Origin of the sequence: Nocardioides scoriae (genome assembly GCF_900104965.1) — a bacterium.
In the GTDB taxonomy this organism is placed as follows: Bacteria; Actinomycetota; Actinomycetes; order Propionibacteriales; family Nocardioidaceae; genus Marmoricola; species Marmoricola scoriae.
Genome location: NZ_LT629757.1, coordinates 3,450,668 through 3,471,547, shown reverse-complemented (window position 1 = coordinate 3,471,547; position 20,880 = coordinate 3,450,668). Strand labels below are relative to the sequence as shown.

25 protein-coding genes are annotated in these 20,880 nt (G+C 73.4%); 9 read left to right on the top strand and 16 right to left on the bottom strand.

Going from position 1 to position 20,880, the window contains the following annotated elements:
- Positions 1–3: 3 nt before the first annotated feature.
- A complete protein-coding gene (locus BLU55_RS16470) occupies positions 4–504 on the bottom strand; it encodes an FABP family protein (protein WP_091731931.1) in 501 nt (166 codons plus the stop codon).
- A gap of 74 nt (positions 505–578) precedes the next feature.
- On the opposite strand from BLU55_RS16470, the gene BLU55_RS16465 reads away from it, so the two are divergent.
- Together BLU55_RS16465 and dtd are read left to right on the top strand one after the other, a co-directional pair.
- Positions 579–1,400 (top strand): BKACE family enzyme, encoded by an 822-nt coding sequence (locus BLU55_RS16465; RefSeq protein ID WP_091731929.1) that lies wholly within the window; start codon positions 579–581, stop codon positions 1,398–1,400.
- A 1-nt stretch (position 1,401) separates the two neighbouring features.
- Positions 1,402–1,836 (top strand): D-aminoacyl-tRNA deacylase, encoded by a 435-nt coding sequence (dtd, locus tag BLU55_RS16460; RefSeq protein WP_091731926.1) that lies wholly within the window; start codon positions 1,402–1,404, stop codon positions 1,834–1,836.
- Here dtd and BLU55_RS16455 read toward each other — a convergent pair.
- The 3 genes from BLU55_RS16455 to gmd are packed head-to-tail and all read right to left on the bottom strand — an operon-like array spanning position 1,805 to position 4,283.
- Complete coding sequence (locus BLU55_RS16455; protein ID WP_157682918.1) at positions 1,805–2,308, bottom strand: VanZ family protein; 504 nt, start codon at positions 2,306–2,308, stop codon at positions 1,805–1,807. The two genes, dtd and BLU55_RS16455, sit on opposite strands and share 32 nt — an antisense overlap.
- Positions 2,266–3,246 (bottom strand): GDP-L-fucose synthase family protein, encoded by a 981-nt coding sequence (locus BLU55_RS16450; protein WP_172833929.1) that lies wholly within the window; start codon positions 3,244–3,246, stop codon positions 2,266–2,268. The genes BLU55_RS16455 and BLU55_RS16450 overlap by 43 nt, the downstream gene beginning before the upstream one ends.
- Entirely contained in the window at positions 3,243–4,283 is a 1,041-nt protein-coding gene (gmd, locus tag BLU55_RS16445; protein ID WP_091731921.1) for a GDP-mannose 4,6-dehydratase, read from the bottom strand. Before gmd ends, BLU55_RS16450 begins: the two co-directional genes overlap by 4 nt.
- A gap of 146 nt (positions 4,284–4,429) precedes the next feature.
- Here gmd and BLU55_RS16440 point away from each other — a divergent pair, with 146 nt between their 5' ends.
- Genes BLU55_RS16440 through BLU55_RS16425 form a run of 4 tightly spaced genes read left to right on the top strand, consistent with a single transcriptional unit; the run spans position 4,430 to position 8,268 of the window.
- Positions 4,430–5,176, top strand: a complete 747-nt coding sequence (locus BLU55_RS16440) for a WecB/TagA/CpsF family glycosyltransferase (RefSeq protein ID WP_091731919.1) — start codon at positions 4,430–4,432, stop codon at positions 5,174–5,176.
- Complete coding sequence (locus BLU55_RS16435; RefSeq protein ID WP_091731916.1) at positions 5,176–6,327, top strand: glycosyltransferase family 4 protein; 1,152 nt, start codon at positions 5,176–5,178, stop codon at positions 6,325–6,327. The genes BLU55_RS16440 and BLU55_RS16435 overlap by 1 nt, the downstream gene beginning before the upstream one ends.
- Complete coding sequence (locus tag BLU55_RS16430) at positions 6,320–7,396, top strand: glycosyltransferase family 4 protein (protein ID WP_091731913.1); 1,077 nt, start codon at positions 6,320–6,322, stop codon at positions 7,394–7,396. Before BLU55_RS16435 ends, BLU55_RS16430 begins: the two co-directional genes overlap by 8 nt.
- A complete protein-coding gene (locus BLU55_RS16425) occupies positions 7,393–8,268 on the top strand; it encodes a glycosyltransferase family 2 protein (protein WP_157682917.1) in 876 nt (291 codons plus the stop codon). The genes BLU55_RS16430 and BLU55_RS16425 overlap by 4 nt, the downstream gene beginning before the upstream one ends.
- A gap of 19 nt (positions 8,269–8,287) precedes the next feature.
- Here the strand turns inward: BLU55_RS16425 and BLU55_RS16420 are convergent, their stop codons facing one another.
- From BLU55_RS16420 to BLU55_RS16395, 6 genes are read right to left on the bottom strand one after another with little or no spacing between them, the layout of a single operon-like run.
- Positions 8,288–9,202, bottom strand: a complete 915-nt coding sequence (locus tag BLU55_RS16420; RefSeq protein WP_172833927.1) for a glycosyltransferase family 2 protein — start codon at positions 9,200–9,202, stop codon at positions 8,288–8,290.
- On the bottom strand, positions 9,195–10,028 hold the full coding sequence (locus BLU55_RS16415; protein ID WP_157682916.1) for an alpha-1,2-fucosyltransferase: 834 nt from the start codon (positions 10,026–10,028) through the stop codon (positions 9,195–9,197). The genes BLU55_RS16420 and BLU55_RS16415 overlap by 8 nt, the downstream gene beginning before the upstream one ends.
- Positions 10,025–10,825 carry a glycosyltransferase family protein gene (locus BLU55_RS19560; protein ID WP_157682915.1) on the bottom strand — a complete coding sequence of 267 codons (801 nt, stop codon included), beginning with the start codon at positions 10,823–10,825 and terminating at the stop codon, positions 10,025–10,027. The genes BLU55_RS16415 and BLU55_RS19560 overlap by 4 nt, the downstream gene beginning before the upstream one ends.
- Positions 10,822–11,574, bottom strand: coding sequence for a glycosyltransferase family 2 protein (locus tag BLU55_RS16405; RefSeq protein ID WP_157682914.1), 753 nt, complete (start codon positions 11,572–11,574; stop codon positions 10,822–10,824). The genes BLU55_RS19560 and BLU55_RS16405 overlap by 4 nt, the downstream gene beginning before the upstream one ends.
- A 22-nt stretch (positions 11,575–11,596) precedes the next feature.
- Positions 11,597–13,237 (bottom strand): ATP-binding cassette domain-containing protein, encoded by a 1,641-nt coding sequence (locus tag BLU55_RS16400; RefSeq protein WP_091731905.1) that lies wholly within the window; start codon positions 13,235–13,237, stop codon positions 11,597–11,599.
- Positions 13,238–13,286: 49 nt separating this feature from the next.
- Entirely contained in the window at positions 13,287–14,636 is a 1,350-nt protein-coding gene (locus BLU55_RS16395) for an O-antigen ligase family protein (protein WP_091731902.1), read from the bottom strand.
- 251 nt (positions 14,637–14,887) lie between these two features.
- On the opposite strand from BLU55_RS16395, the gene BLU55_RS16390 reads away from it, so the two are divergent.
- Positions 14,888–15,616, top strand: coding sequence for an O-fucosyltransferase family protein (locus tag BLU55_RS16390; RefSeq protein WP_091731900.1), 729 nt, complete (start codon positions 14,888–14,890; stop codon positions 15,614–15,616).
- 59 nt (positions 15,617–15,675) lie between these two features.
- Here BLU55_RS16390 and BLU55_RS16385 read toward each other — a convergent pair whose 3' ends face one another.
- The 6 genes from BLU55_RS16385 to BLU55_RS16360 all read right to left on the bottom strand — a co-directional run bounded on the left by BLU55_RS16385 (position 15,676) and on the right by BLU55_RS16360 (position 19,097).
- Positions 15,676–15,972, bottom strand: coding sequence for a DUF1416 domain-containing protein (locus tag BLU55_RS16385; protein WP_091731897.1), 297 nt, complete (start codon positions 15,970–15,972; stop codon positions 15,676–15,678).
- Positions 15,972–16,820: a sulfurtransferase gene (locus tag BLU55_RS16380; protein ID WP_091731894.1), complete on the bottom strand. Its 849-nt coding sequence runs from the start codon at positions 16,818–16,820 to the stop codon at positions 15,972–15,974. Before BLU55_RS16380 ends, BLU55_RS16385 begins: the two co-directional genes overlap by 1 nt.
- Positions 16,821–16,849: 29 nt before the next feature.
- The gene (locus BLU55_RS16375; RefSeq protein WP_091731892.1) at positions 16,850–17,317 is read right to left on the bottom strand and encodes a DUF4395 domain-containing protein; all 468 of its coding nucleotides are present in this window, start codon (positions 17,315–17,317) and stop codon (positions 16,850–16,852) included.
- Positions 17,318–17,597: 280 nt separating this feature from the next.
- Complete coding sequence (locus BLU55_RS16370) at positions 17,598–18,101, bottom strand: TlpA family protein disulfide reductase (protein ID WP_091731889.1); 504 nt, start codon at positions 18,099–18,101, stop codon at positions 17,598–17,600.
- Positions 18,102–18,144: 43 nt separating this feature from the next.
- On the bottom strand, positions 18,145–18,762 hold the full coding sequence (locus BLU55_RS16365; RefSeq protein ID WP_157682912.1) for a hypothetical protein: 618 nt from the start codon (positions 18,760–18,762) through the stop codon (positions 18,145–18,147).
- Between the two features lie 38 nt (positions 18,763–18,800).
- Positions 18,801–19,097, bottom strand: coding sequence for a MoaD/ThiS family protein (locus BLU55_RS16360; RefSeq protein ID WP_091731882.1), 297 nt, complete (start codon positions 19,095–19,097; stop codon positions 18,801–18,803).
- A 96-nt stretch (positions 19,098–19,193) separates the two neighbouring features.
- Between BLU55_RS16360 and BLU55_RS16355 the strand changes: the two genes are divergently transcribed.
- Together BLU55_RS16355 and mshD are read left to right on the top strand one after the other, a co-directional pair.
- Positions 19,194–19,913 (top strand): response regulator transcription factor, encoded by a 720-nt coding sequence (locus BLU55_RS16355; protein WP_091731879.1) that lies wholly within the window; start codon positions 19,194–19,196, stop codon positions 19,911–19,913.
- A gap of 21 nt (positions 19,914–19,934) precedes the next feature.
- A complete protein-coding gene (gene mshD, locus BLU55_RS16350) occupies positions 19,935–20,852 on the top strand; it encodes a mycothiol synthase (protein ID WP_091731876.1) in 918 nt (305 codons plus the stop codon).
- Positions 20,853–20,880 lie beyond the last annotated feature (28 nt).

The window sequence follows — 20,880 nt, the reverse complement described above, 5'->3', positions numbered from 1 at the left end:
CGGCTACTGACGCACGAGCTGGGCGTGGGTGTGCGGCTGGAGCGGCTGGCCCATCGCCGCCATGTCGAAGGCGTAGAGCAGGTCGCCGTTGACGTAGCCGTAGAGGCGCTTGCCGCCGACGTACTCCTTCGCCGTCTGCGTGCGCACGACGGCGTCGGTCGTCATCTCGAAGCGCGGCTGGTCGGGGTGGATCTCGCCGTGCCAGGTCTCGACGAAGCCGGTGTTGTGGCTGAGCAGGAACTCCAGCGAGCCGTCGGCCTGGGGCCGGATGAAGCCCGTCTCCTGGGCGGCCTCGCGCACGTGCTCGCCCTTCTCGTCCACGATCCACGAGCGGCTCATGTAGTGGATGAACGGGCGTCCGTCCTGCTGGAAGATCAGCTCCTGACCGAACTGGAACGGCTCGATCGTGGGGTACTCCCCGTGACCGTTGCCTGCCCACGTCCCGATCAGCCACGCCAGCCGAGCACAGTCGGGGTGGATGTTGTCGGGGATCTGGAACGGCATCGACGGCTACCTTCGGGTCGGCGGGAGGTCGGCCCCGAGTCTAGGCGCGCCGGCGCTCGCCCTAGGGTCTGGCCATGGGAGACCTGCTCATCACCGTGGCCCCGACGGGGGCCGAGACCACCAAGGCCGACTGCCCCCAGCTGCCGACGACGCTCGAGGAGCTGGTCGACACGGCCCGCCGCTGCGAGGCCGCCGGCGCCGCCATGGTGCACGTCCACATCCGCGACGACGAGCACCGGCCCACGCTCGACCCGACCCGGCTGCGCGACACCGTGCAGGCGCTGCACGAGGCCACCGACCTCGTGGTGCAGCTCTCGACCGGAGGATCGGTCCATGACCCCCTCGACGCGCGCCTGGCCGTGCTGGACGCCGAGCCCGACTCCTGCAGCCTCACGATGGGCACCACCAACTTCGGCGACGACGTCTTCCTCAACCCCTGGCCCTTCGTCTGCGACCTCTACCAGCTCAGCCAGGAACGCGGCGTGGTGCCGGAGTTCGAGCTGTTCGACCTGGGCCAGGTCGCCTCGCTGCACCGGCTGCTCGACCGGCACGGCCTCCCGCACGGCGGCCGGGTCCACGTCGACCTGGTCATGGGCGTCCCCGGCGGCATGCCCGGCACCGCCGACGCCCTGGTGGCGGCCGTGGCGGCGCTGCCGGCGGCCACGACGAGCTGGGCCGCGACCGGCATCGGGCGCTCGACCCTGAGCGTCGCGCTGGCCTCGCTCTCCAAGGGCGGCCACCTGCGCGTCGGCATGGAGGACGTGCTGACCCTGGCCAAGGGGGTGCCCGTGGAGCACAACGAGCAGCTCGTCGACCGGGTCGTCGAGCTCGGCCGGATCGCCCAGCGCTCCCCCATGACGCCTGCCGAGGCGCGCACGCTCCTCGGGATGTCCTGAGGTGCGCGCGGTCCTCCAGCGCGTCACCCGCGCCTCGGTCGCGGTCGACGGCGAGGTGGTCGGCCGCATCGACGAGCCCGGCCTGCTCGTCCTGCTGGGCGTCACCCACGACGACGGCCCCGAGGAGGTCGCGTGGATGGTGCGCAAGGTCCGCGACCTGAGGATCCTGCGCGACGAGCGCTCGGTGGCCGACGCCGGGGCGCCCGTCCTGGTCGTCAGCCAGTTCACGCTGTACGGCGACGCCCGGAAGGGCCGGCGGCCCACCTGGCAGGCCGCCGCACCCGGTGAGGTGTCGCAGCCGCTCTACGACGCCGTGTGCGAGGGGCTGCGCGCGCTCGGCACCCACGTGGAGACCGGCGTCTTCGGCGCCGAGATGGCCGTCGAGCTGGTCAACGACGGCCCCTTCACCGTGCCGCTCGAGACCTCGTCCGGCTGAGCGTCCCCACCAGGCCGGCCAGGACGGCGTGGGCCAGGGCGCCCCCGGCCGCCCCGAGGGCGTTGGCCACGACGTCGCTGAACGCCGGCTCGCGGTCGGGCAGCAGCAGGCCCTGGGCCACCTCGACGACCATCGCCCCCAGCAGGCCGTACGCCGTCCAGTCCTGCCAGCGCCACCGCCTCACCGCGATCGACCCCAGGAACGACAGCGGCATGATGATGACGGCGTTCATCACCACCTCCATGCGCGTGTAGGTGACCCACGCGGGCGGCAGCACCGTGGCCAGGCGGTCGGAGAGCCGCACCACGAGGTCGGACTGCAGGGTCGAGGTCGGCGAGAACAGCACGACCAGCAGCAGCGCGGCGTACGCCGTGAGCGCGACCCAGGCGGCCCCCGACCACAGCCGCCGCCGGTCCGGCCCGAGGTCGATCAGCCGGCCTCTCGCAGGTGCCCGACGTGCTCGCGGTACCACGCCACGGTCGAGGCGATGCCCTCCCGCAGGCCGATCTGCGAGGTCCACCCCGCGGCCGCGAGCTTGCTGACGTCGAGCAGCTTCTGCGGGGTGCCGTCGGGCTTGGAGGTGTCCCACTCGGTCAACCCCTCGAAGCCCACGGCCTCGGCGACGTACCCGGCGATCTCGGCGATCGTGGCGTCGCGTCCGGTGCCGACGTTGACCTGCTCGGGGCCGTCGTAGTGCTCCAGCAGGTGCAGGCAGGCCGCCGCCATGTCGTCGACGTGGAGGAACTCGCGCCGCGGCGCCCCGGTCCCCCAGTTGGTCACCGACTCCGCTCCCGACCGGGCCGCCTCGTCGTAGCGGCGGATCAGGGCGGGCAGCACGTGGGAGCCCGTCGGCGAGAAGTTGTCACCGGGGCCGTAGAGGTTGGTCGGCATCGCGGAGATCCACGGCAGGCCGTGCTGGCGACGCACCGACTGCACCTGGAGGATCCCGGCGATCTTGGCGATCGCGTAGGCGTCGTTGGTGGGCTCGAGGTGCCCGGTGAGCAGGCTGTCCTCGGTGATGGGCTGCTCGGCCAGCTTGGGGTAGATGCACGACGACCCCAGGAACAGCAGCCGCTCCACCCCCTGGGCCAGCGCCGCGTCCATGACGTTGACCTGGATCTGCAGGTTCTCCGACAGGAAGTCGGCCGGGTAGGTGCTGTTGGCCAGGATGCCGCCCACCTTCGCCGCCGCGAGGACGACGTGGCGCGGACGGGTCTCCTCGAAGAAGGCGAGGACGGCCGACCGGTCCTTGAGGTCGAGCTCGTCGGAGCCACGACCGACCAGGTCGGTGAAGCCCTCGGCCTCCAGGGTGCGCCAGATCGCCGACCCGACCAGGCCGCGGTGCCCGGCGACGTACGTCGTGGCCGACCGGTCGAGGGGGCCCGGCCGGAAGTCCGGCTGCTCGCTCACCGGACGTCGATCGTGGGCCAGCCGGGCAGCGCCGGGTGGTCGATCCAGGAGCCGCCCTCGTGCCGCAGCGCCTCGATGTCGGCGTCGACCATGATGCGGGCGAGCTGGGCGGTGTCGACCTGCGCCTTCCAGCCCAGCTTGTCCTGGGCCTTGCTCGCGTCGCCGACCAGCGCGTCCACCTCGGAGGGGCGCAGGTAGCGCTCGTCGAACTTCACGTGCGCCTCCCAGTCGAGGCCGGCGTGCTCGAACGCCGTCACGACGAAGTCGCGCACCGTGAAGTTGCCTCCCGTGGCCAGCACGAAGTCCTCCGGCTCGTCGGCCTGGAGCATCCGCCACATGCCCTCGACGTACTCCGGCGCGTAGCCCCAGTCGCGCACGGCGTCCAGGTTGCCGAGGTAGAGGTCCCTCTCGACCCCGGCCTGGATCCGGGCGACGGCCCGGGTGATCTTGCGCGTCACGAAGGTCTCGCCCCGGCGCGGCGACTCGTGGTTGAACAGGATGCCGTTGACGGCGAACAGGCCGTAGGCCTCGCGGTAGTTGCGGGCCACCCAGTAGGCGTAGACCTTCGCGGCGCCGTACGGCGAGCGCGGGTGGAACGGGGTGCCCTCGTGCTGCGGCGGCGGGGTCGCCCCGAACATCTCCGAGCTGGAGGCCTGGTAGTAGCGGCACTTCACGCCGGCGACCCGCACCGCCTCGAGCAGCCGCATGGCGCCGATGCCGGTGGTGTCGCCGGTGTGCTCGGGCTCGTCGAAGCTGACCCGCACGTGCGACTGCGCCGCGAGGTTGTAGACCTCGTCGGGGTCGATCTCGTGCATCAGCGTGACCAGCCGCGCCCCGTCGGACAGGTCGCCGTAGTGCAGGTGCAGCCGGTTGTCGCTGTCGTGCGGGTCGAGGTAGAGGTGGTCGATGCGGTGCGTGTTGAAGGTCGAGGCGCGGCGGATGAGCCCGTGGACCTCGTATCCCTTGCCCAGCAGCAGCTCGGCCAGGTAGGAGCCGTCCTGGCCCGTGATCCCCGTGATGAGGGCCTTGGTCGCCACTGACATGTCCCTTCGCCGACGGGCCGGCGGCACGACCTGCCCCAGCCGAGTCCCATCCTCCCCCACCAGGAGGGTCGGTACGGCACCGACTCACACCATCCCCGGGCGGATACCCTCAGATCGTCACGAAAAAGGAGGACCAGCTGATGCCGGTCGATCTCGCTCCCACCTACACGGTCTGCGGCGTGGAGCTCCACGCCGCGACCCTGGGGCGGGGCGCCGAGATCATCGTGGAGGCGGCGATCGCCGGACGAGGCCTCCAGGTGCACCTGTGCAACGCCTTCACCCTCTCCCTGGTCGAGCGCGACGACCGGCTGCGGTCGTCCCTGGACGCCGGTGACCTCAACCTCCCCGACGGCGCGCCGGCGGCCTGGCTGGGCCGGCACCAGGGGACCCGAGGCCCGGTGCGGGGCCCGGACCTCGTCGGCGAGGTGGTCGACCGCGGCCGCGCCCGCCAGGTGAGCCACTTCTTCTGGGGGGCCGGGCCCGGCGTGGCCGAGCTCATGGCGGAGCGGCTGGTGGAGGCCTACCCGGGAGCGTCCGTCGTCGGCACCGAGAGCCCGCCCTTCGGCCCGGTGGACGACGAGGCCCTCGAGCAGCTCGCCGACCGGGTGCGGGACGCCGGGGCACAGGTCCTGTGGATCGGACTCGGCACCCCGCGACAGGACCACGTCGTGCCGGCCCTGGGCGAGCTGCTGGACGTCCCCGTCGTCCCCGTCGGCGCTGCCTTCGACTTCTGGGCGGGCACCGCTCGGGAGGCGCCGCGGTGGCTGCGCGGGACCGGGCTCGAGTGGGTGTTCCGCCTCGCGCACGAGCCCCGGCGGCTGTGGCACCGCTACAGCGTGGGCCACGTGCGCTTCCTGCTCGGCGTGGCGCGCGACCGGCGGCGCTGATGCGGGTCGCTCTCGTGCACAGCTACTACGGCGAGGACCAGCCCAGCGGCGAGAACACCGCCGTCGACCAGCAGGCGACGCTGCTGCGCCGGTCGGGCCACGAGGTGCTGGTGGTGGCACGGCGCACGGACGACCTGCGCTCCCGGCCCGGGTACGCCGTGCGAGCCGGCGCCAGCACGGCCACCGGCGTCGGGCCGTCTCCCGTCCGGGCCCTGCACGCCTTCGGCCCGGACGTCGTCCACGTGCACAACCTGTTCCCCAACTGGGGCCGGCGGTGGCTGTCCACCTGGACCGGGCCGCTGGTGACCACCCTGCACAACTTCAGGAGCGTCTGTGCCGCCGGCACCCTGACCCGCGACGGCCGGCCGTGCGACGACTGCCCGCGGGGGACGTCGCTGTCGGCCGTGCGGCACGCCTGCTACCGCGGGTCACGGCTCGCCTCCGTCCCGCTGGCGATCGCCACCCGGCGCCCGGCGGAGGACACCGCGCTGGTGCGTCGCAGCACCCGGGTGATCGTGCTCTCCGAGGTGGCGCGCCGAACGTTCTCGGACCTGGGCGTCGCCCCCGAGAAGCTGCGCTGCCTCCCCAACTTCGTCCCGCGGCCCGAGGCCCGCGACCCGCGGGTCCCCCGGGAGGGCTGGGTCTACCTCGGCCGGCTGAGCGCCGAGAAGGGGCTCGACCAGGTGCTGCCCCACTGGCCGGCCGCCCACGCCCTCGACGTCTACGGTGACGGCCCGCTGCGCGACCGCGTGGTGCAGCTGGCTCCCCCGGGCGTGCGCGTGCACGGGTCGGTGCCGACGTCGGCCGTGTCCGGGATCCTGGGCCGGGCCCGCGGGCTGGTGTTCCCCAGCGTGTGGCTGGAGGGCTCGCCCCTGGTGTACGCCGAGGCCCTGGCCCACGGTGTGCCCGTGGTCGCGGCCGCAGGCAGCTCCGTGGCCGACGACGTCGAGCGCCACGGCACGGGGCTGGTCTACCACGAGCCGACGCAGGTCGCCGCGGCGCTCGAGCGGGTCGAGCAGTCGTGGGACGCCTGCTCCGCGTCGGCGACCGCACGCCACCGCGAGGCGTTCTCCCCCGAGGTCTGGCTCCGCGGGCTGCTCGACGTGTACGCCGACGCGATCCGGTCGCACCGGGTGGCCACCCGTGGCTGAGGTGGCCGTGGTCCAGGAGGTCCTCCCCCACTACCGCGTGGCCTTCTTCGACCGGCTGGACCGACGTCTGGCCGGGGTCGGGGTGCGACTGCGCGTGCTGCACTCGGTCGTGACCCCCGAGGTGTCCCGCCAGGTCGAGGGGTCGGCCTGGGCCGAGCGGGTCCCGGTCCGTCACGTGGCGACGCCTGCCGGGAGCCTGGTGTGGCAGCAGGTCCGGCAGCGGACCCGGGCGGCCGACCTCGTCGTGGTGGAGCACGCCAACCGGATGCTCGCGAACTACCCGCTGCTCCTCCGGGCGGCCCGGGGCCGGCAGCGCCTCGCCTTCTGGGGTCACGGGGCCAACCTGCAGACCGCCCACGCGCGCTCCGCAGCCGAGCGGTTCAAGGCCCGGACGGCGCGCGCGCCCCACTGGTGGTTCGCCTACACCGAGGGGTCGGCCGCGCGCGTGCGCGCCACCGGCTTCCCCGCCTCCCGCATCTGCGTCGTCGACAACAGCACCGACACCGACGCCTACCCCGCCGAGCCCGGGAAGCGTCCGACCACGTGCGTCTTCGTCGGCACCCTCCACCGCTACAAGCGCGTCGAGGTGCTCCTCGACGCCGGTGAGGCACTGTCCCGGCGGGTGCCGGGCTTCCACCTCGACGTCGTCGGCGACGGCCCGCTGCGGCCCCTCGTCGAGGAACGCGCGTCGTGGAGCCCGTGGCTGGAGTGCCACGGGCCGCTCACCGGACCGGCCAAGGTCGACGTCGTGGCCCGGGCCTCGCTGATGCTGATGCCAGGCCTGGTCGGGCTGGCGGTCATCGACTCGTTCGCCGCGCGATCACCCCTGGTGACGACGGACTACCCGCACCACAGCCCCGAGATCGAGTACCTCGACGACGGCGTCAACGGCGTCGTGGTCCCGGGCGAGGGCTCACCGGACCAGTTCGCTGCTGCCGTCGAGGAGCTGCTGCTCGACCCCGATCGGGTCGCACGGCTGCGCGAGGGCTGCGTCGTCTCGCACGCGCGCTACTCGCTGGACCACATGGTCGAGCGCTTCGCCGGTGGCATCGAGGCGGCGCTCTCGTGACGGCCGGGGAGCAGGGGACGGTCGTGGTGGCGACCTGCACCTACGCGCGCCCCGAGCAGCTGCGCCGGACGCTGGCCGCCGTGGGCGAGCAGACCGCGGCCGCCGACGTGCGCACGCTGCTCCTGGTGGTCGACAACGACCCGTCCTGCTCGGCCCGCCCGGTGGCGGAGAGCGTCGGGGCCGCCTACGTCGTCGAACCGCGCCGCGGGGTCGGCAACGCACGCAACCGGGCGCTGGGCTTCGCCCGCGAGCTGGGCGGTCCGGTCGTCGCGCTCGTCTTCTTCGACGACGACCAGGCTCCGGCGCCGGGCTGGTACCAGGCGTTCCTGCGGGCCCACGCACGGTGGCCGGAGGCCATCCTCAGCGGTCCGGTGCAGCCCGACCTGGGCTTCGACGTGCCGGACTGGGCTGCCGGCGGCTGGCCGTGGCGACGGCCGGACCACCCCGACGGCGCCCGGGTCCCGATGTCGGGCGACGGCAACGTCCTGCTCCCCGCAGCCGTGCTGGCACGGCCCGAGTGCCGCTACGCGGCGACCTTCGCCCAGGGCATGGGGCAGGACACCGAGCTGTTCACCCGGCTGCGCCGTGCAGGTGCCGACATCCGGCACGTCGCGGGAGCCGCGGCGCAGGAGGACGTGACGCCCGACCGCCGCGAGCTCGGGTGGGTGCTCGACCGCGCCCGTCGGGCCGCGGACGCCTGGGCGAGCGTCACCCGCGAGGAACACCCCTGGGGACGGGCACGGGTCGCGCTCGCGGTCGGAGCCCGCGCCTGGGGGTCGGTGCGGCGCGCGCGACGGGGTGACGCGGAGGCCCGCGCCCGCCAGCAGGTGGTGCGCGCGGAGCTCCGCACCCTCGTGGGCCGGCTGCGCTGACCCGCCGGGGTGCGTCGCCTCAGCGACGCCCGCGGAAGAACTGGCCCAGCGCCTGCAGCTGCCAGCCGGCCACCCGCACCCGCCAGCGCGAGAGCGTCAGGACCCCGAGGACCGCGTGCACGGCCGCCCCCGCCACCACGCTCCACACGAACGCGACCAGGGCCCGCCGGGGCAGGTGCTTCTCGACGAACCAGCCCCGGCGGTGCACCCCGACCGTGACCCGCCGGTGGTGGTCCCACCGGCCGACGTCGGAGACCGTGTGGGTGAGCCCAGCAGCCGGGTTGAGCACCAGGCGCCCCAGACGCGCGGCGCCGTAGGAGAAGTCGACGTCCTCCATCAGGGCGTAGCCCTGCAGCGCCTCGTCGAAGGCGAGCTCGTCGAAGACCCGGCGGCGGTAGGACATCGAGCAGCCCGAGAGCCACTCGACGTCGGTCTCGTCGGCCAGCTCGGTCACCAGGATGTTGACGCCGGAGCTCAGCACGCACCCCTGGCGACGGGAGTCGACCAGGGCGGCCCGCCACCACCACCGCGGTCGTCGCGTCGTGGTGGAGGCGATCAGCCCTCCCACGCCCACGACGTCCGGGCCTCCGGTGACGAAGCTGCGCACCACCTCCCGGAGGTAGTCGTCCGCGAGCACCACGTCGTCGTCGATGAAGTGCACGACGTCGGCGGAGGAGGCGGCGACCCCGACGTTGCGCTGGTGGGTCAGCCCGGGCTCGCTGTGCAGGTAGCGCACCGGGAACGGGAAGGACCGTGCGCCGATCACCCGCTCGGTCGCGGTGTCGTCGCTCGAGTCCACGACCAGCACCTCCGTGGGGGCGAGCGACTGGCCCACGAGCGAGTCCAGGGCGACGCCGATGTCGTCGGGCCGGTTGCGCGTGCACACCACGACGACGTGGGTCGGGTCCTCGACGCGAGGGCCCGGGCTAGTCACGGGGCACCGCCGTCCAGGAGTCGAGGGGCATGTGCTGGTCGGCGGCCCCGGGCTCGGCGAACCACGGCACCGGGTGGAGGACCTCGGCCCCACCCGGGTGCCGGGTGCGGGCCAGGAACGCCGCCCACCAGGACAGCGAGCTGTTCGACATCACGATCGTGCCGCAGCGGCTCATCTCGTCCAGGGTGTCCCAGGCGGTCTGGGTCGGCGAGACCACGTGGCGCCCGGGCAGGGACGCGGCGTACTCCTCCTCGAAGACGTCCGGGGAGTCGGTGAAGACCACGAGCCGGCGCTCGCCGACGTCGGGGACGAGCCCCAGCGCCCGCCTGAACCAGTCCGGCTCGAGCAGGCCGTGGTGGCGTCGCGTGACGGGGTTGGCGTGGTAGTCGCCGAGCCGGACGTGGACGGCGACGTCGTCGGGGCCGCACTGCCCGGCGGCACCGCCCAGGCGAGGTCGGAGCAGCTCGGCCAGCGTCGCCTCGACCTGGACCGGGTAGGTGCCGAACTGGAAGTAGCCCTCCAGCCACGAGTGGCGGTCCACCTCGCTGCTGGCCAGCAGGTCGTGGTGGGGGCCGCGCTCCCGGAGCAACCGGGGGTTGCGGCCGGACCAGGCGAGCCGAGCGGCCCACCGCGACCCGCCGCTCAGCTGACGACGTGGCACGACCCCGTCGAGCTCGAGGTGGCGGTGGGTGTCCCCCGCGGCCGGCTCGCGGAACCACGACCGGTCCCAGCGCACCGGGAGGCCGAGCTCCTGCTGGAGGTGCAGCCCGGCTGCCAGCTGGAACAGCTGGTTGCCCAGGCCCCCCATGAGCCGCACGTGGGTCACCGGCGGACCACCCTCACCGCCGGCCGCACGGCCCGGACCACCGCCGCCCGGACGCGCTGCAGCTGCTGCAGCAGCCGACGGCGGGCGCGCTCGAGGTGCGGCACCTCCCGGAAGTGGTCGTGGTCCTTGTCCAGCGCGACCAGGAGCGTCTCGGGGCCGACCTCCTTCTCGGGGGTGCAGTGGTGGACCGAGAGCAGGGTGTCGGGGGGACGGCGGGCGCAGAAGGCGTTCCAGACGCTCTCGTCGTGCCACGTCGGGACGATCCCCCCGTCGAGGTCGAGCTGCACCTCCTCCGCCATCAGTTCGCAGGCGTCGAGGTAGTCGCCCGCCCGGCCGCCCTGGACGCCGCCGGCGACGTACACGGTGCCGAGCTCGGGCGGGACGAACGCCCGTGAGCGGACATCGGTCTCGTAGGGGAGCTGTGCCCGCGAGGACTCGGCGAATCCGGGGTGGCGGACGGCCACCAGACCGGCCGTCGCGCTGACGTCGAAGGTGCCGACGAACAGCATGTCGACGTCGACGTAGAGCAGGACGTCGGTCTGCTCGAGCACGCGGCGGTACGCCGAGATCGCTCGGTAGCGGAGCAGGGTCGGGTAGGGCCAGGGCAGGTGTCCCCAGGGAAGCCACTGCACCGTCGGGTCGTCGGGTGGCCGGAGGTCGGAGAGCACGAAGACCCGGTCCAGGCCCACGACGTGGCGGCGGGCCGAGACCAGCAGGGGCTCGAGGAAGGACAGGTAGCGGCCGGTGGCGATGACGATGAGCGACACCCGCGGGCCCGCCGTCGTGGCAGCGCTCACGGGCGCAGGTGGCGCGCGATGCGACGGCGGTCGCGCCGCGAGATCACGAGGTCGAGGTCGGCGGCGTCGGTGAGGAAGTGCTCGAGCGCGTGCCGCCGGACGGTGCGCCCGGCCTGGGGGTCGGAGGCGGACAGCGACGCCTGGTTGCCCGACGCGTAGTCCACGAGAGCTTCCTGCACCATCATCCCCTCGCCCAGGGTCAGCAGCTTCAGCCAAGCCACGTAGTCGTCGAAGAATCTCATATCGGGCGCGAGGCCGAACCCACCAACCCGCACGAGCGAGCGGGTTCTCGCAATCACGGAGCTGGTGATCAGCCAGTTGGTGTCGATCTCCTCCCGCAGGCGGACCACGGACGGCGCCGTGCCGTCGAAGTAGGTACCGCGGGGCCCGGACGGCAGCACCACCGTCGCATCGCTCCCGACCAGGACGACCTCGGGCGCAGCGTCCAGGACGGCCAGCTGGGTCTCCGCCTTCGTCGGGGCCCACACGTCGTCGTCGTCGAGGAACCCGACGTACGGCGTGGCGCTGAGCGCGAGGCCGAGGTTGCGCAGGGGACCCGGACGACCCTGGTGGCCGGGCGCGACGACGTGGTGACCCGCTGCGACGAGGTCGCGCAGCGCCTCGTCGTCCACGCTGCTCGTCGCCCTCGTCCCGTCGAGGACGACGACCACGGCCAGGTCGACGCCCTGCCCGAGCACCGAGGCGATCGCCCGGTCGAGACCGCGGCCGTCCGCGCGGGTCGGGATCACGACCGTGAGCCGAGCCGTCACCTCAGCCCCCCGCCCCCAGCCCCACGACGAGCCGGCCCGACTCGAGCCGCACCACCGCCCCGACGCTGTGGGCCGTCTCGTGGCGGTGCGTCACGACGACCACCGCCAGGTCGGGGGTGGAGCGGCGGATGTCCTCGAAGATCGCCGCCTCGGTCGCCGGGGGCAGCCTCGAGGTGGACTCGTCCAGCACGAGCACGGCGGGGCCGGACATCAGCGCCCGGGCGATCGCCAGACGTGTCCGCATGCCACCCGAGATGTCTCGTCCCAGCTCGTCGAGCTTGCTGTCGAAGGTGACCGAGGAGTGGAGGAACATCTCGGTGATGCCGAGGTGGCGGCAGATCTCGTCGAAGCGCTCCGGGGTGGGCAGCCGCCCGCCCCACGTGAGCGCCTCGCGCAGGTTCGCCCCCACGAGGTGGATGTCCTGGGGCACCACCACGACCTGCGAGTGCAGCTCGTCGACGTCGAGGCTGCGCAGGTCGCGACCGCGCAGGAGGACCCGACCGCGCGTCGGCACGAGCAGGCCACCGGCGATGTCGACCAGCGTCGACTTGCCACCCCCCGACGCCCCGACCAGGCACGTCCACTCGCCCTCCCCCACGACGAGGTCGACGTGGTCCAGGACGGGGGTGTCGTGGGAGCGGTAGTGGAACGAGACGTCGCGGAACTCCAGCAGCGGGGCCCCCGGACCACGGGCCGCGCCCGTCCCGTCCGCCTCGGCAGTCGCGCTCGGCAGCGCGTGCCGGCCGACCGCGTCCAGCCGGGCGTCCCAGCGTCGCAGCCACACCTCGCTGTGGAGGGCGTAGGACCGTGCCTGCTGCGCGGCCTGCAGCCGGGGCAGCACGCGCAGGATCATCGCCATCACCACGAGGCCCGGCAGGATGTCGCCGGAGACCGCGCCCTGGACGGCGAGGACGCCGAAGACCATCAGCGCTCCCATCACCTCCACGACGAGCCGGGCCCGGATCGGGATCCACATGTCCTGGTGGCGGGCCGCGGCCTGCGCGTCGTACGCCGCGTCGAGGTCGGCACGCCACGCGTGCAGCACCGGCGAGAGCCGCAGCGACCGCAGCCCGTTGACCAGGATGGCCGTGTGGCGGGTGATGAGCACGGTGCTGTCGGCGAGGCGGTTCTGCGCTTCCCCGAGCCCACGGCTGGCCCGGCCGTAGGCGTACGCGATCGCGATGCCGAAGACGGCGCTCACGGCGGCGGCCGGCACCGAGACCACGAAGGCCGCGACGAACACCACCGCGGCGGACGCCAGCGACGCGACGCTGCGGACGTAGGTGACGGTGGCCGTGGCGACCTGCGGTGACTCCGCGAGCAGGGCGCTCTGGAGCTCGTGCCCGGGCTGGTCGACGAAGTCCTGCCAGTCCGACCCCAGCACCGCGCCCGACAGCCGGTGGCGCAGCTGCCTCTCCAGGTGGATCTGGGTCGAGGCCAGGGCACGCTCGCCCGCGGCCCGGACGACCGCCGAGAGGGCCAGCGACGCACCGATGCCGGCCGCGACCAGCACCAGGCCCGTGTCCGTCATCGAGGTGCGGGTCGCGGCGAAGCCGAGGATCGCCAGTCCGAGCGCCTCCGCGACCGCCGCCCCCACGGTGAGCGCACCGCCCTGCCACAACCGGCGACGCTCGAGCTGCACGAACGGCCGGTAGGCCCTCCTCCACGGGGGGACGCGGGGGCCGGCCACGTCAGGCCCTCCCCTGCAGCTGCGGGACCTGGGCGTCACCGGTGGCGGCCCCGGGAGGCGACTCGGCCGGAGCCCGACGACCTGCGACCCCGGCGGCGATGGCGACCAGGCACGGGATCAGCCCGAACTCGGGTGAGAACAGGCGGACCGGGTTCTCGAAGCTGAAGGTGAGGAGCACGCCGAACACGAGGGCCACCCAGACGTCGGTCCCCCTCGCCCCGGTGCGGGAGCGGACCAGCAGCACCATCGCGCCGCACACGAGCAGCACACCGAGCAGGCCGGTCTCGGTGGCGGTCTGCAGGACCTGGTTGTGGGCGTAGAACCCGGCGCTGTCGACCGGCCCGACCACCGGGAACACGCCGGACCCGAGGGCCGGGGAGCGGGCGATCAGCGCGAAGGCGTCGTCCCAGGTGACCTCCCGGCCGTTGACGACCGCCGACCTCGCCAGACCGCTCAGCGGGAGCGCGACGGCCAGTCCCACCGCAGCCGTCCCGGCGACCGAGCGCCACGCCCCGCTGGCGTGCCGGAACACGGCCATCGCCACGACACCCAGGAGCAGGACGACCGCGCCCCGCGACCCGCTCAGGTAGACCAGGTAGGCGCTGCCCGCCGCGAGCGCCCAGCAGACCAGGGGGCGCTCCCGCCGGGTCCACAGCGCCAGGACCAGCACGCAGGCGAACACCTGACCGGTCACGTTGGGCTGGGGCAGCGTGCCCTGGAACCGCGGGCCGGCGAGGAACCCGCCGCTCCACGCGTCGGTGAACGCCCACGCCGACCCGGCGTGGAGCACGTACAGGTTGCCGACGACCAGCACGGCGCCCAGCGAGAGCAGCACGACGTCGGCGTGACGGGTGGTGATCCCCGTGGCGAGGAGGGCGACGGCGACGAAGCACGCAGCCGCGGCCGCGAAGGCGAGCCACGTCGAGGACGCGACGGAGTCCGTGACGACCACCGTGACCACGACCGTGAGGCCCGCCCAGGCCAGCAGCAGGAGCGCTGCCGGGGTGGTGGCGGCGCGCAGGAACAGGGCGTACGCGGCGGCCAGCAGCCCGCCGGCCAGCACGAGGACCATCAGGCGGTCGCCGTACACGGGGGCGAGCAGCTGGCCCACCACGGGGACGCCGAGGAAGGGCGAGGCGCCGGTCGGTCGGCGCTCCACGGCCCCGACGAGCACCTGCAGCAGGAGCAGACCGAGCATGATCCACCAGGTGAGGGGGCCGTCGGCGCTCGCGAAGGACCGGAAGAACCGGCGGGACGGAGCGCTCACCAGGACGAGGCCGACCACGGCGAGCACGGCCAGTACGGGCAGCAGGGACCACGCGAGCCGCGCCAGGCTGAGGCCCAGGTCCACCACGAACTCCCATGCTCGTCCCGCTCGGCGCCCGCCACCGGTCCCGGTCGTGCACCGAGCGGCACGGCGGTGGCCTGGCCATCCAGATCGCCACCGGAGTCTAGGTCACCGCCACCGGTGGGGAGGGGGACACGACCGGGGTCGCGCGGTCCCGTGGGTCCCACGCCACGCCGCCGCGCCGTGAGAGGTTGGGCCCGCGCGAGGGCGTCCCACCGGCGCCCCTGCGCTCCTCGGGCACGACGGGAGGACCGGTGGACTCGATCACGTTCCGGCCCTCCGGCCGGTCGGGCAACCAGCTGCAGCTGTGGGCGTGCGCGCGGACGCTGTCGCTGCGCTACGGCTGGGACTACCTGCACGTGCCGGTGGACCACTTCCCCATGGACTACTCCCGGGTGCGCACCCGGCTCGGCGACCTGGGGGCCGCGGCGTCCGGGCGCTACCGACGCCTCGCGGGGCACGACTGGGACACCAGCTTCAACGTCACGGGCCACCTGGCACCGGAGACGGGCACGCACCGCAGCCGCTACCGCGTCCTGGACTGGTCGGGCGTGTTCACCCGGGTCGACGAGTTCCGGGACCAGCTGCTCACCGAGCTCCTGGGGTCCGAGCGCGACCGGCCCGCCCGGGTCGACGGGGTCGGGGTGCACGTGCGTCAGGACGACGCGGGGTACCCCCTGCCCCTCGACTTCTACGACGCTGCGCTCGACCGGTTGCTCCCCGCCGGGGACCACCGGCCCCTCACCGTCTTCACCGACGGCGACGTGGACGCACTCGTCGCGCACTTCGGGCGACGCTTCCCCGGCCGCGACGTGCGGCCGGCCCGAGGAACGGTCCGCCAGGACCTGCTGCACCTGGCCGCCCACGACCAGGTCGTGATGTCGTTCTCGTGGTTCAGCTACTGGGCGGCCTTCCTGTCCGAGGCCGACCGCGTGCTGTGCCCCGCCGACTTCTGCTACTACCCGCGATGGGAGCCGGTCTGAGGTAGAGCAGGGCCGCTCCCACGAGTGGGAGCGGCCCTGCGACGGTGCTGGTGGTCGGGTCAGACGCTGACCGCGACCTCCGCGATCGAGCCACGGCGGGCCGTCACCGAGGTGTCGACCGGGTCGACCTTGGGCGCGAGCGTGCGCAGCGTCCAGTCGCCGGGACCGGCGAAGAAGCGGAAGTGCCCGGTCGCCGAGGTCGGGACCTCGGCGGTGAACTCACCGGTGCGGTCCAGCAGGCGCACGTAGGCGTTGCCGACCGGGTCGGAGCCCTTGGTGACCTGGCCCTGGATGATGGCCTCCTTGGCCACGTCGATGCCGTCGAGGGACAGACCGCCCTCGGTCGCGCCGCACATCAGGCGTCACCGGGCTCGTCGCCGAGCGCGATCGGGACGCCCACGAGGGAGCCGTACTCGGTCCACGAGCCGTCGTAGTTCTTGACGCTCGAGTGGCCGAGCAGCTCCTTGAGCACGAACCAGGTCAGCGAGGAGCGCTCGCCGATGCGGCACAGGGCGATGGTGTCCTTCGAGTCGTCGATCCCGACCTCGGCGTAGATCGCCTTGAGGTCCTCGTCGGACTTGAAGGTGCCGTCGTCGTTGCAGTTCTTGCTCCACGGCACGTTGAGCGACGTCGGGACGTGGCCGGCGCGCTGGGCCTGCTCCTGCGGGAGGTGGGCCGGGGCGAGGAGGCGGCCGGCGTACTCGTCGGGGCTGCGGACGTCGATGAGGTTCTGGACGCCGATGGCGGCCACCGCGTCGTCGCGGAAGGCGCGGATCGAGGTGTCCTGGTCCTGCGCGGTGTAGGAGGTCTTCTCGCGGGTGGGGACCTCGTCGGTGAGCTCACGGCTGTCGAGCTCCCACTTCTTGCGGCCGCCGTCCATCAGCTTGACGTCCTGGTGGCCGTAGAGCTTGAAGTACCAGTAGGCGTAGGCGGCGAACCAGTTGTTGTTGCCGCCGTAGAGCACGACGGTGCTGTCGTTGGCGACACCGCGGCTCGAGAGCAGCGCCTCGAACTGCTCCTTGTTGACGAAGTCGCGACGGACCTGGTCCTGCAGGTCGGTCGTCCAGTCGAGCTTGATCGCGTTGCGGATGTGGCCCTTGTCGTAGGCCGTGGTGTCCTCGTCGACCTCGACCAGCACGACCTGCGGGTCGTCGAGGTGCTCCTCGACCCACTCGGCGGTGACCAGTGCGTTCTCGCGGCTCATGTCTGCCTCTTCTTCCTAGGGGGTTCTTCTTAGACGTTCGTGTGGACGGGGGTGGCGCCGGGTCCGGCGGTGCTGCGACCGGTGGCCCGACGGACCAGCAGGTAGAGCTCGCAGCCCAGGCAGAAGCCGAAGACCGCGTTGAGCAGGGCGGCGACCAGGGCGAACCCGGTCGCGACGATCCCGAGCAGGGGGGCGCCCAGCGCGTAGCCGACCAGGCCCACGAGCGCGAAGGCGAGACCGACCGTCTGCGCGAAGCGCGGCGGCTGCGGGTCCTCCAGGTGGTCCGGGGCCGAGAGCCGCGGCCGCACCAGGGTGCGGAACAGCCAGGCGGCCGGCGTGCGCTGCACGCCGAGCAGGGCTCCCACCGCGAAGAGCGCGCCCTGGACCGCCAGCAGCACGACCGCCACGGCAGCAGGCGCCGTGACCAGGCTCAGCGCCAGCACGAGGCTGGTGAGGGCCGCGTTGAACTGCGGACCACGCGGGTCGATCTGGCTCATGGCTCTCCTGGGGTGTGCCGGGGGGACGTCCTGGGGCGCGCGACGGCGCGGACACGAGCTGCGGCTCGGGCACTGACCTGGACGACTCAGGTCGGGTCAGGGCGCGACGGGGTGCAGCAGCTCAGGACGGTCGACACAGCGACGAGCGGACGCGGCAGTGGTCGACTGCGCGTCGGCGGGTCAGCAGTGTGGTGGGCACGAGGACGAGACTAGGCAACGCGGAGTCGCGACCGCCTCTTGCGTCCCAGGATGTGGACTCCATGCTCATATGCTGGACACCTCAGACCGAGACGGCCGCGTCGAGGGCCGACAGGACCTGCTGCCTGCTGGGCGCCCCAGAGGCGCGGGTGACCTCGCGACCGGCGCGGTCGAGCACGATCGTGGTGGGCGTGCGCAGGACGCCCAGGCGTCGTACGACGTCCAGGTGCTCCTCGGCGTCGACCTCGACGTGGGCGACGCCGGGCGTCACGGCCACGACCTCGCCCAGGGTCCGGCGGGTGGCCCGACAGGGAGCGCAGAACGCCGAGCTGAACTGCAGCAGGGTCGCCCGCTGGCCCAGCTCGGACACCCACGGGGTGCCCTCGAGCAGCGACGGCTCCGCCGGCTCCGGCGGGACCGCCGTCCCCTGCGACCCCGACGGCGCGGCGTCGGGTGCCGCGCGACCGTCGCGCGTGGCGGGCACGGCGCGCGCGCCCCGGAAGCGGCCGTCGGTCAGCGCGCGGTAGCCACCGAAGGCCAGCGCGACCACGACGGCCACCACGAGGACCCAGGTTCCTGTGCTCATGGAGTGCTCAACGACCGCGTGGGTCGAGGCATTCCGGCCCCCGCTAGGACCGGGGGACCAGCCGCACGATGTCGTCCCGCACCTCGAAGGCGTAGCCGTTGTCCGCCGCGACCTCACGCAGGGCGTCGATGGCGGGATACCCCTCGGCCGACCCGAACTCCCGGGCGTCGTCGACGAGCACGACGTGCCCCAGGCCCGCCCCGGTGGCCTCGCGCACCTCGTCGACGACGGGGTGGCCGCCTCGTCCGCCCGTGCCCTCGCCGGAGAAGTGCGCGTCGAGCCAGAACAGGGCCGGCCGGTCGAGCTCCGCGACCACGCGTCCGAGCAGCCGCGCGCTGTCGCCGAGGTGGAGGCGGGCGTTGCCCTGGCCTCGACACCGGGCCACGGCTGCCCGGTGGAGGGACTCGTCGATCTCGATCGAGTGGATCTCGTCGAAGTCGCGCCGCAGGGCGCGCACCGTGTCCGCCTTGTAGGTGCCGGTCTCGACCAGCACCCGCAGGCCGTGCCGTCGTGCGTGCTCGAGCAGCACCTGCCGCTTGGCCGCCGACGGGGCCGGCACCGGACGGCCGGACCGCTCCCAGCGACGGCGCTGCCACGTCGCGTAGGCGGGTTCGAGCGCGTCGTACGCACCCACACGACGAGCCAGGTCCCCGAGGTCCACGGGGCGAGGCTAGCGCTACCCGGAGCAGCGCGGCAGTGTCAGCCGCCGGCGAAGGGCGGCAGGAACTCGACGGTCGCGCCGGGCGGCACCAGCACCTCAGCGGGGTCGTCGGTGGTGACGGGGCGGTCGCCCACCATGACCGAGCAGCAGGACAGGACGTCACTGAAGCGACGGCTGTCGTGGTTGCGCCGCGCCTGGGTCAGGAGGTCGGACAACGTTGTCGGACCGGCCACGTCCACGACGTCCGCGTCGGTGCCCGCAGCGTGCCGCGCCGCTGCCCAGTAGCGGAGCGTGACCCGCCCCGCGGTGGACTGGTGGTCCTCGGCAACGGTCACAGTGGGTATCCTGGCCTCTCTGTCGGGATGGTCACATCAGCGTAGATGGCGGCCCAGCTTGCCCGGGATCACTCGGGAACTCACCCAGGAGGTGCCGTGGGCACCGTGCTGCTGCTGACCAAGGCCCTGCAGCCCTCCGCCGAGGTCCTGCCGGGACTGGCGCTGCTGAGCCACCAGGTCAAGATCCTCCCCGCCGAGGGGAGCGCGCTGCTCGAGGCCCCCGACCACGACCTGCTCCTGGTCGACGGCCGTCGCGAGCTGGCCCAGGCCCGCGACCTGTGCCGCCTGATCCGCACGACCGGTTCCGACCAGCCCGTGCTGCTCATCGTGACCGAGGGCGGGCTCGCCGTCGTGGCCCACGACTGGGGCATGGACGACGTGGTCCTCGACAGCGCCGGACCCGCCGAGATCGACGCCCGCATCCGGCTCGGGATCGCCCGGCTCGCGGCCCGCTCCGACGACGGCGACAACGACTCCCACGTCATCCGGTCCGGCGAGGTGGTCGTCGACGAGGCGACCTACACCGCGAAGCTCGGCGGGCGCGTGCTCGACCTGACCTTCAAGGAGTTCGAGCTGCTGAAGTACCTAGTGCAGCACCCCGGCCGCGTCTTCACCCGCGACCAGCTGCTGCAGGAGGTGTGGGGCTACGACTACTTCGGCGGCACCCGCACCGTCGACGTCCACGTGCGACGCCTGCGCGCCAAGCTCGGCACCGACCACGAGGCCCTCATCGGGACCGTGCGCAACGTCGGCTACCGCTTCGTGCTGCCGCCCCGCGAGCCCGCGCGTGACCTGCAGGACTCTCCCTCGCGCTGACGCCCTCGTTAGGGTGCGGCCATGGTGGACATCGAGCACGTCGACGCGGCCCGGTTCGACTGGCTCTCCGAGGACGGTCCGGCCGCCGGCGTGCGTCGCGTGGCCCGCGCCGCCACCGCCCACGACGGCTCCACCACGCTCAACGAGCAGGCGCTGCTGCAGCTGAAGAACCGCGGCCTGCGCGACGCCGAGCTGCTGCTGGCCCACCACGACGGCGAGGTCGTCGGCTTCGCCCTGCGCCACAGCGAGCACTTCCTCGACCTCGCCGTCCACCCGGGCTCCCGTCGCCACGGCGTCGGCCTGGCCCTGGCCAGCGCGGCGCTGCCCGAGGGTCGCCGCGTCGAGGCCTGGTCGCACGCCGACCACCCCGCCGCGGAGCGGCTGGCGCTGCACTTCGGCCTCCCCCGCGAGCGCGAGCTGCGGGTGATGCGGCGGCCGCTGCACGACCTGCCGGCGTACGCCGTGCCCGACGGCGTCGTGGTCCGCGGGTTCCGCCCCGAGGACGAGCCGGCGCTGCTGGAGGTCAACCGGACCGCCTTCGCCCACCACCCCGAGCAGGGCCACATGAGCCACGAGGACTTCCTCGAGCGCACCGGCGAGTCGTGGTTCGACCCCGCCGGCCTGCTGGTCGCGGTGCCCGCCGACGACGCCACCGGCCTGCCGCCGCTGCTCGGCTTCCACTGGACCAAGGAGCACCGCGACGAGGACCCGGCGTACGGCGAGGTCTACGTCGTCGCGGTCAACCCCAAGGCTGCCGGTCGCGGCCTCGGCACCGTGCTGACCGCCGCCGGGCTCGAGCACCTGGCGTCAAGAGGCCTCGGCTCGGTGGTGCTCTACGTCGACGGCGACAACGCCCCGGCGATCGCCGTCTACACCAACCAGGGGTTCACCACCGACCGCGTCGAGGTGCAGTACCGCGGGGTCGTCGCGATCGGCTGAGGCCCGAAGGACGGGTCGCGGTGGCGGC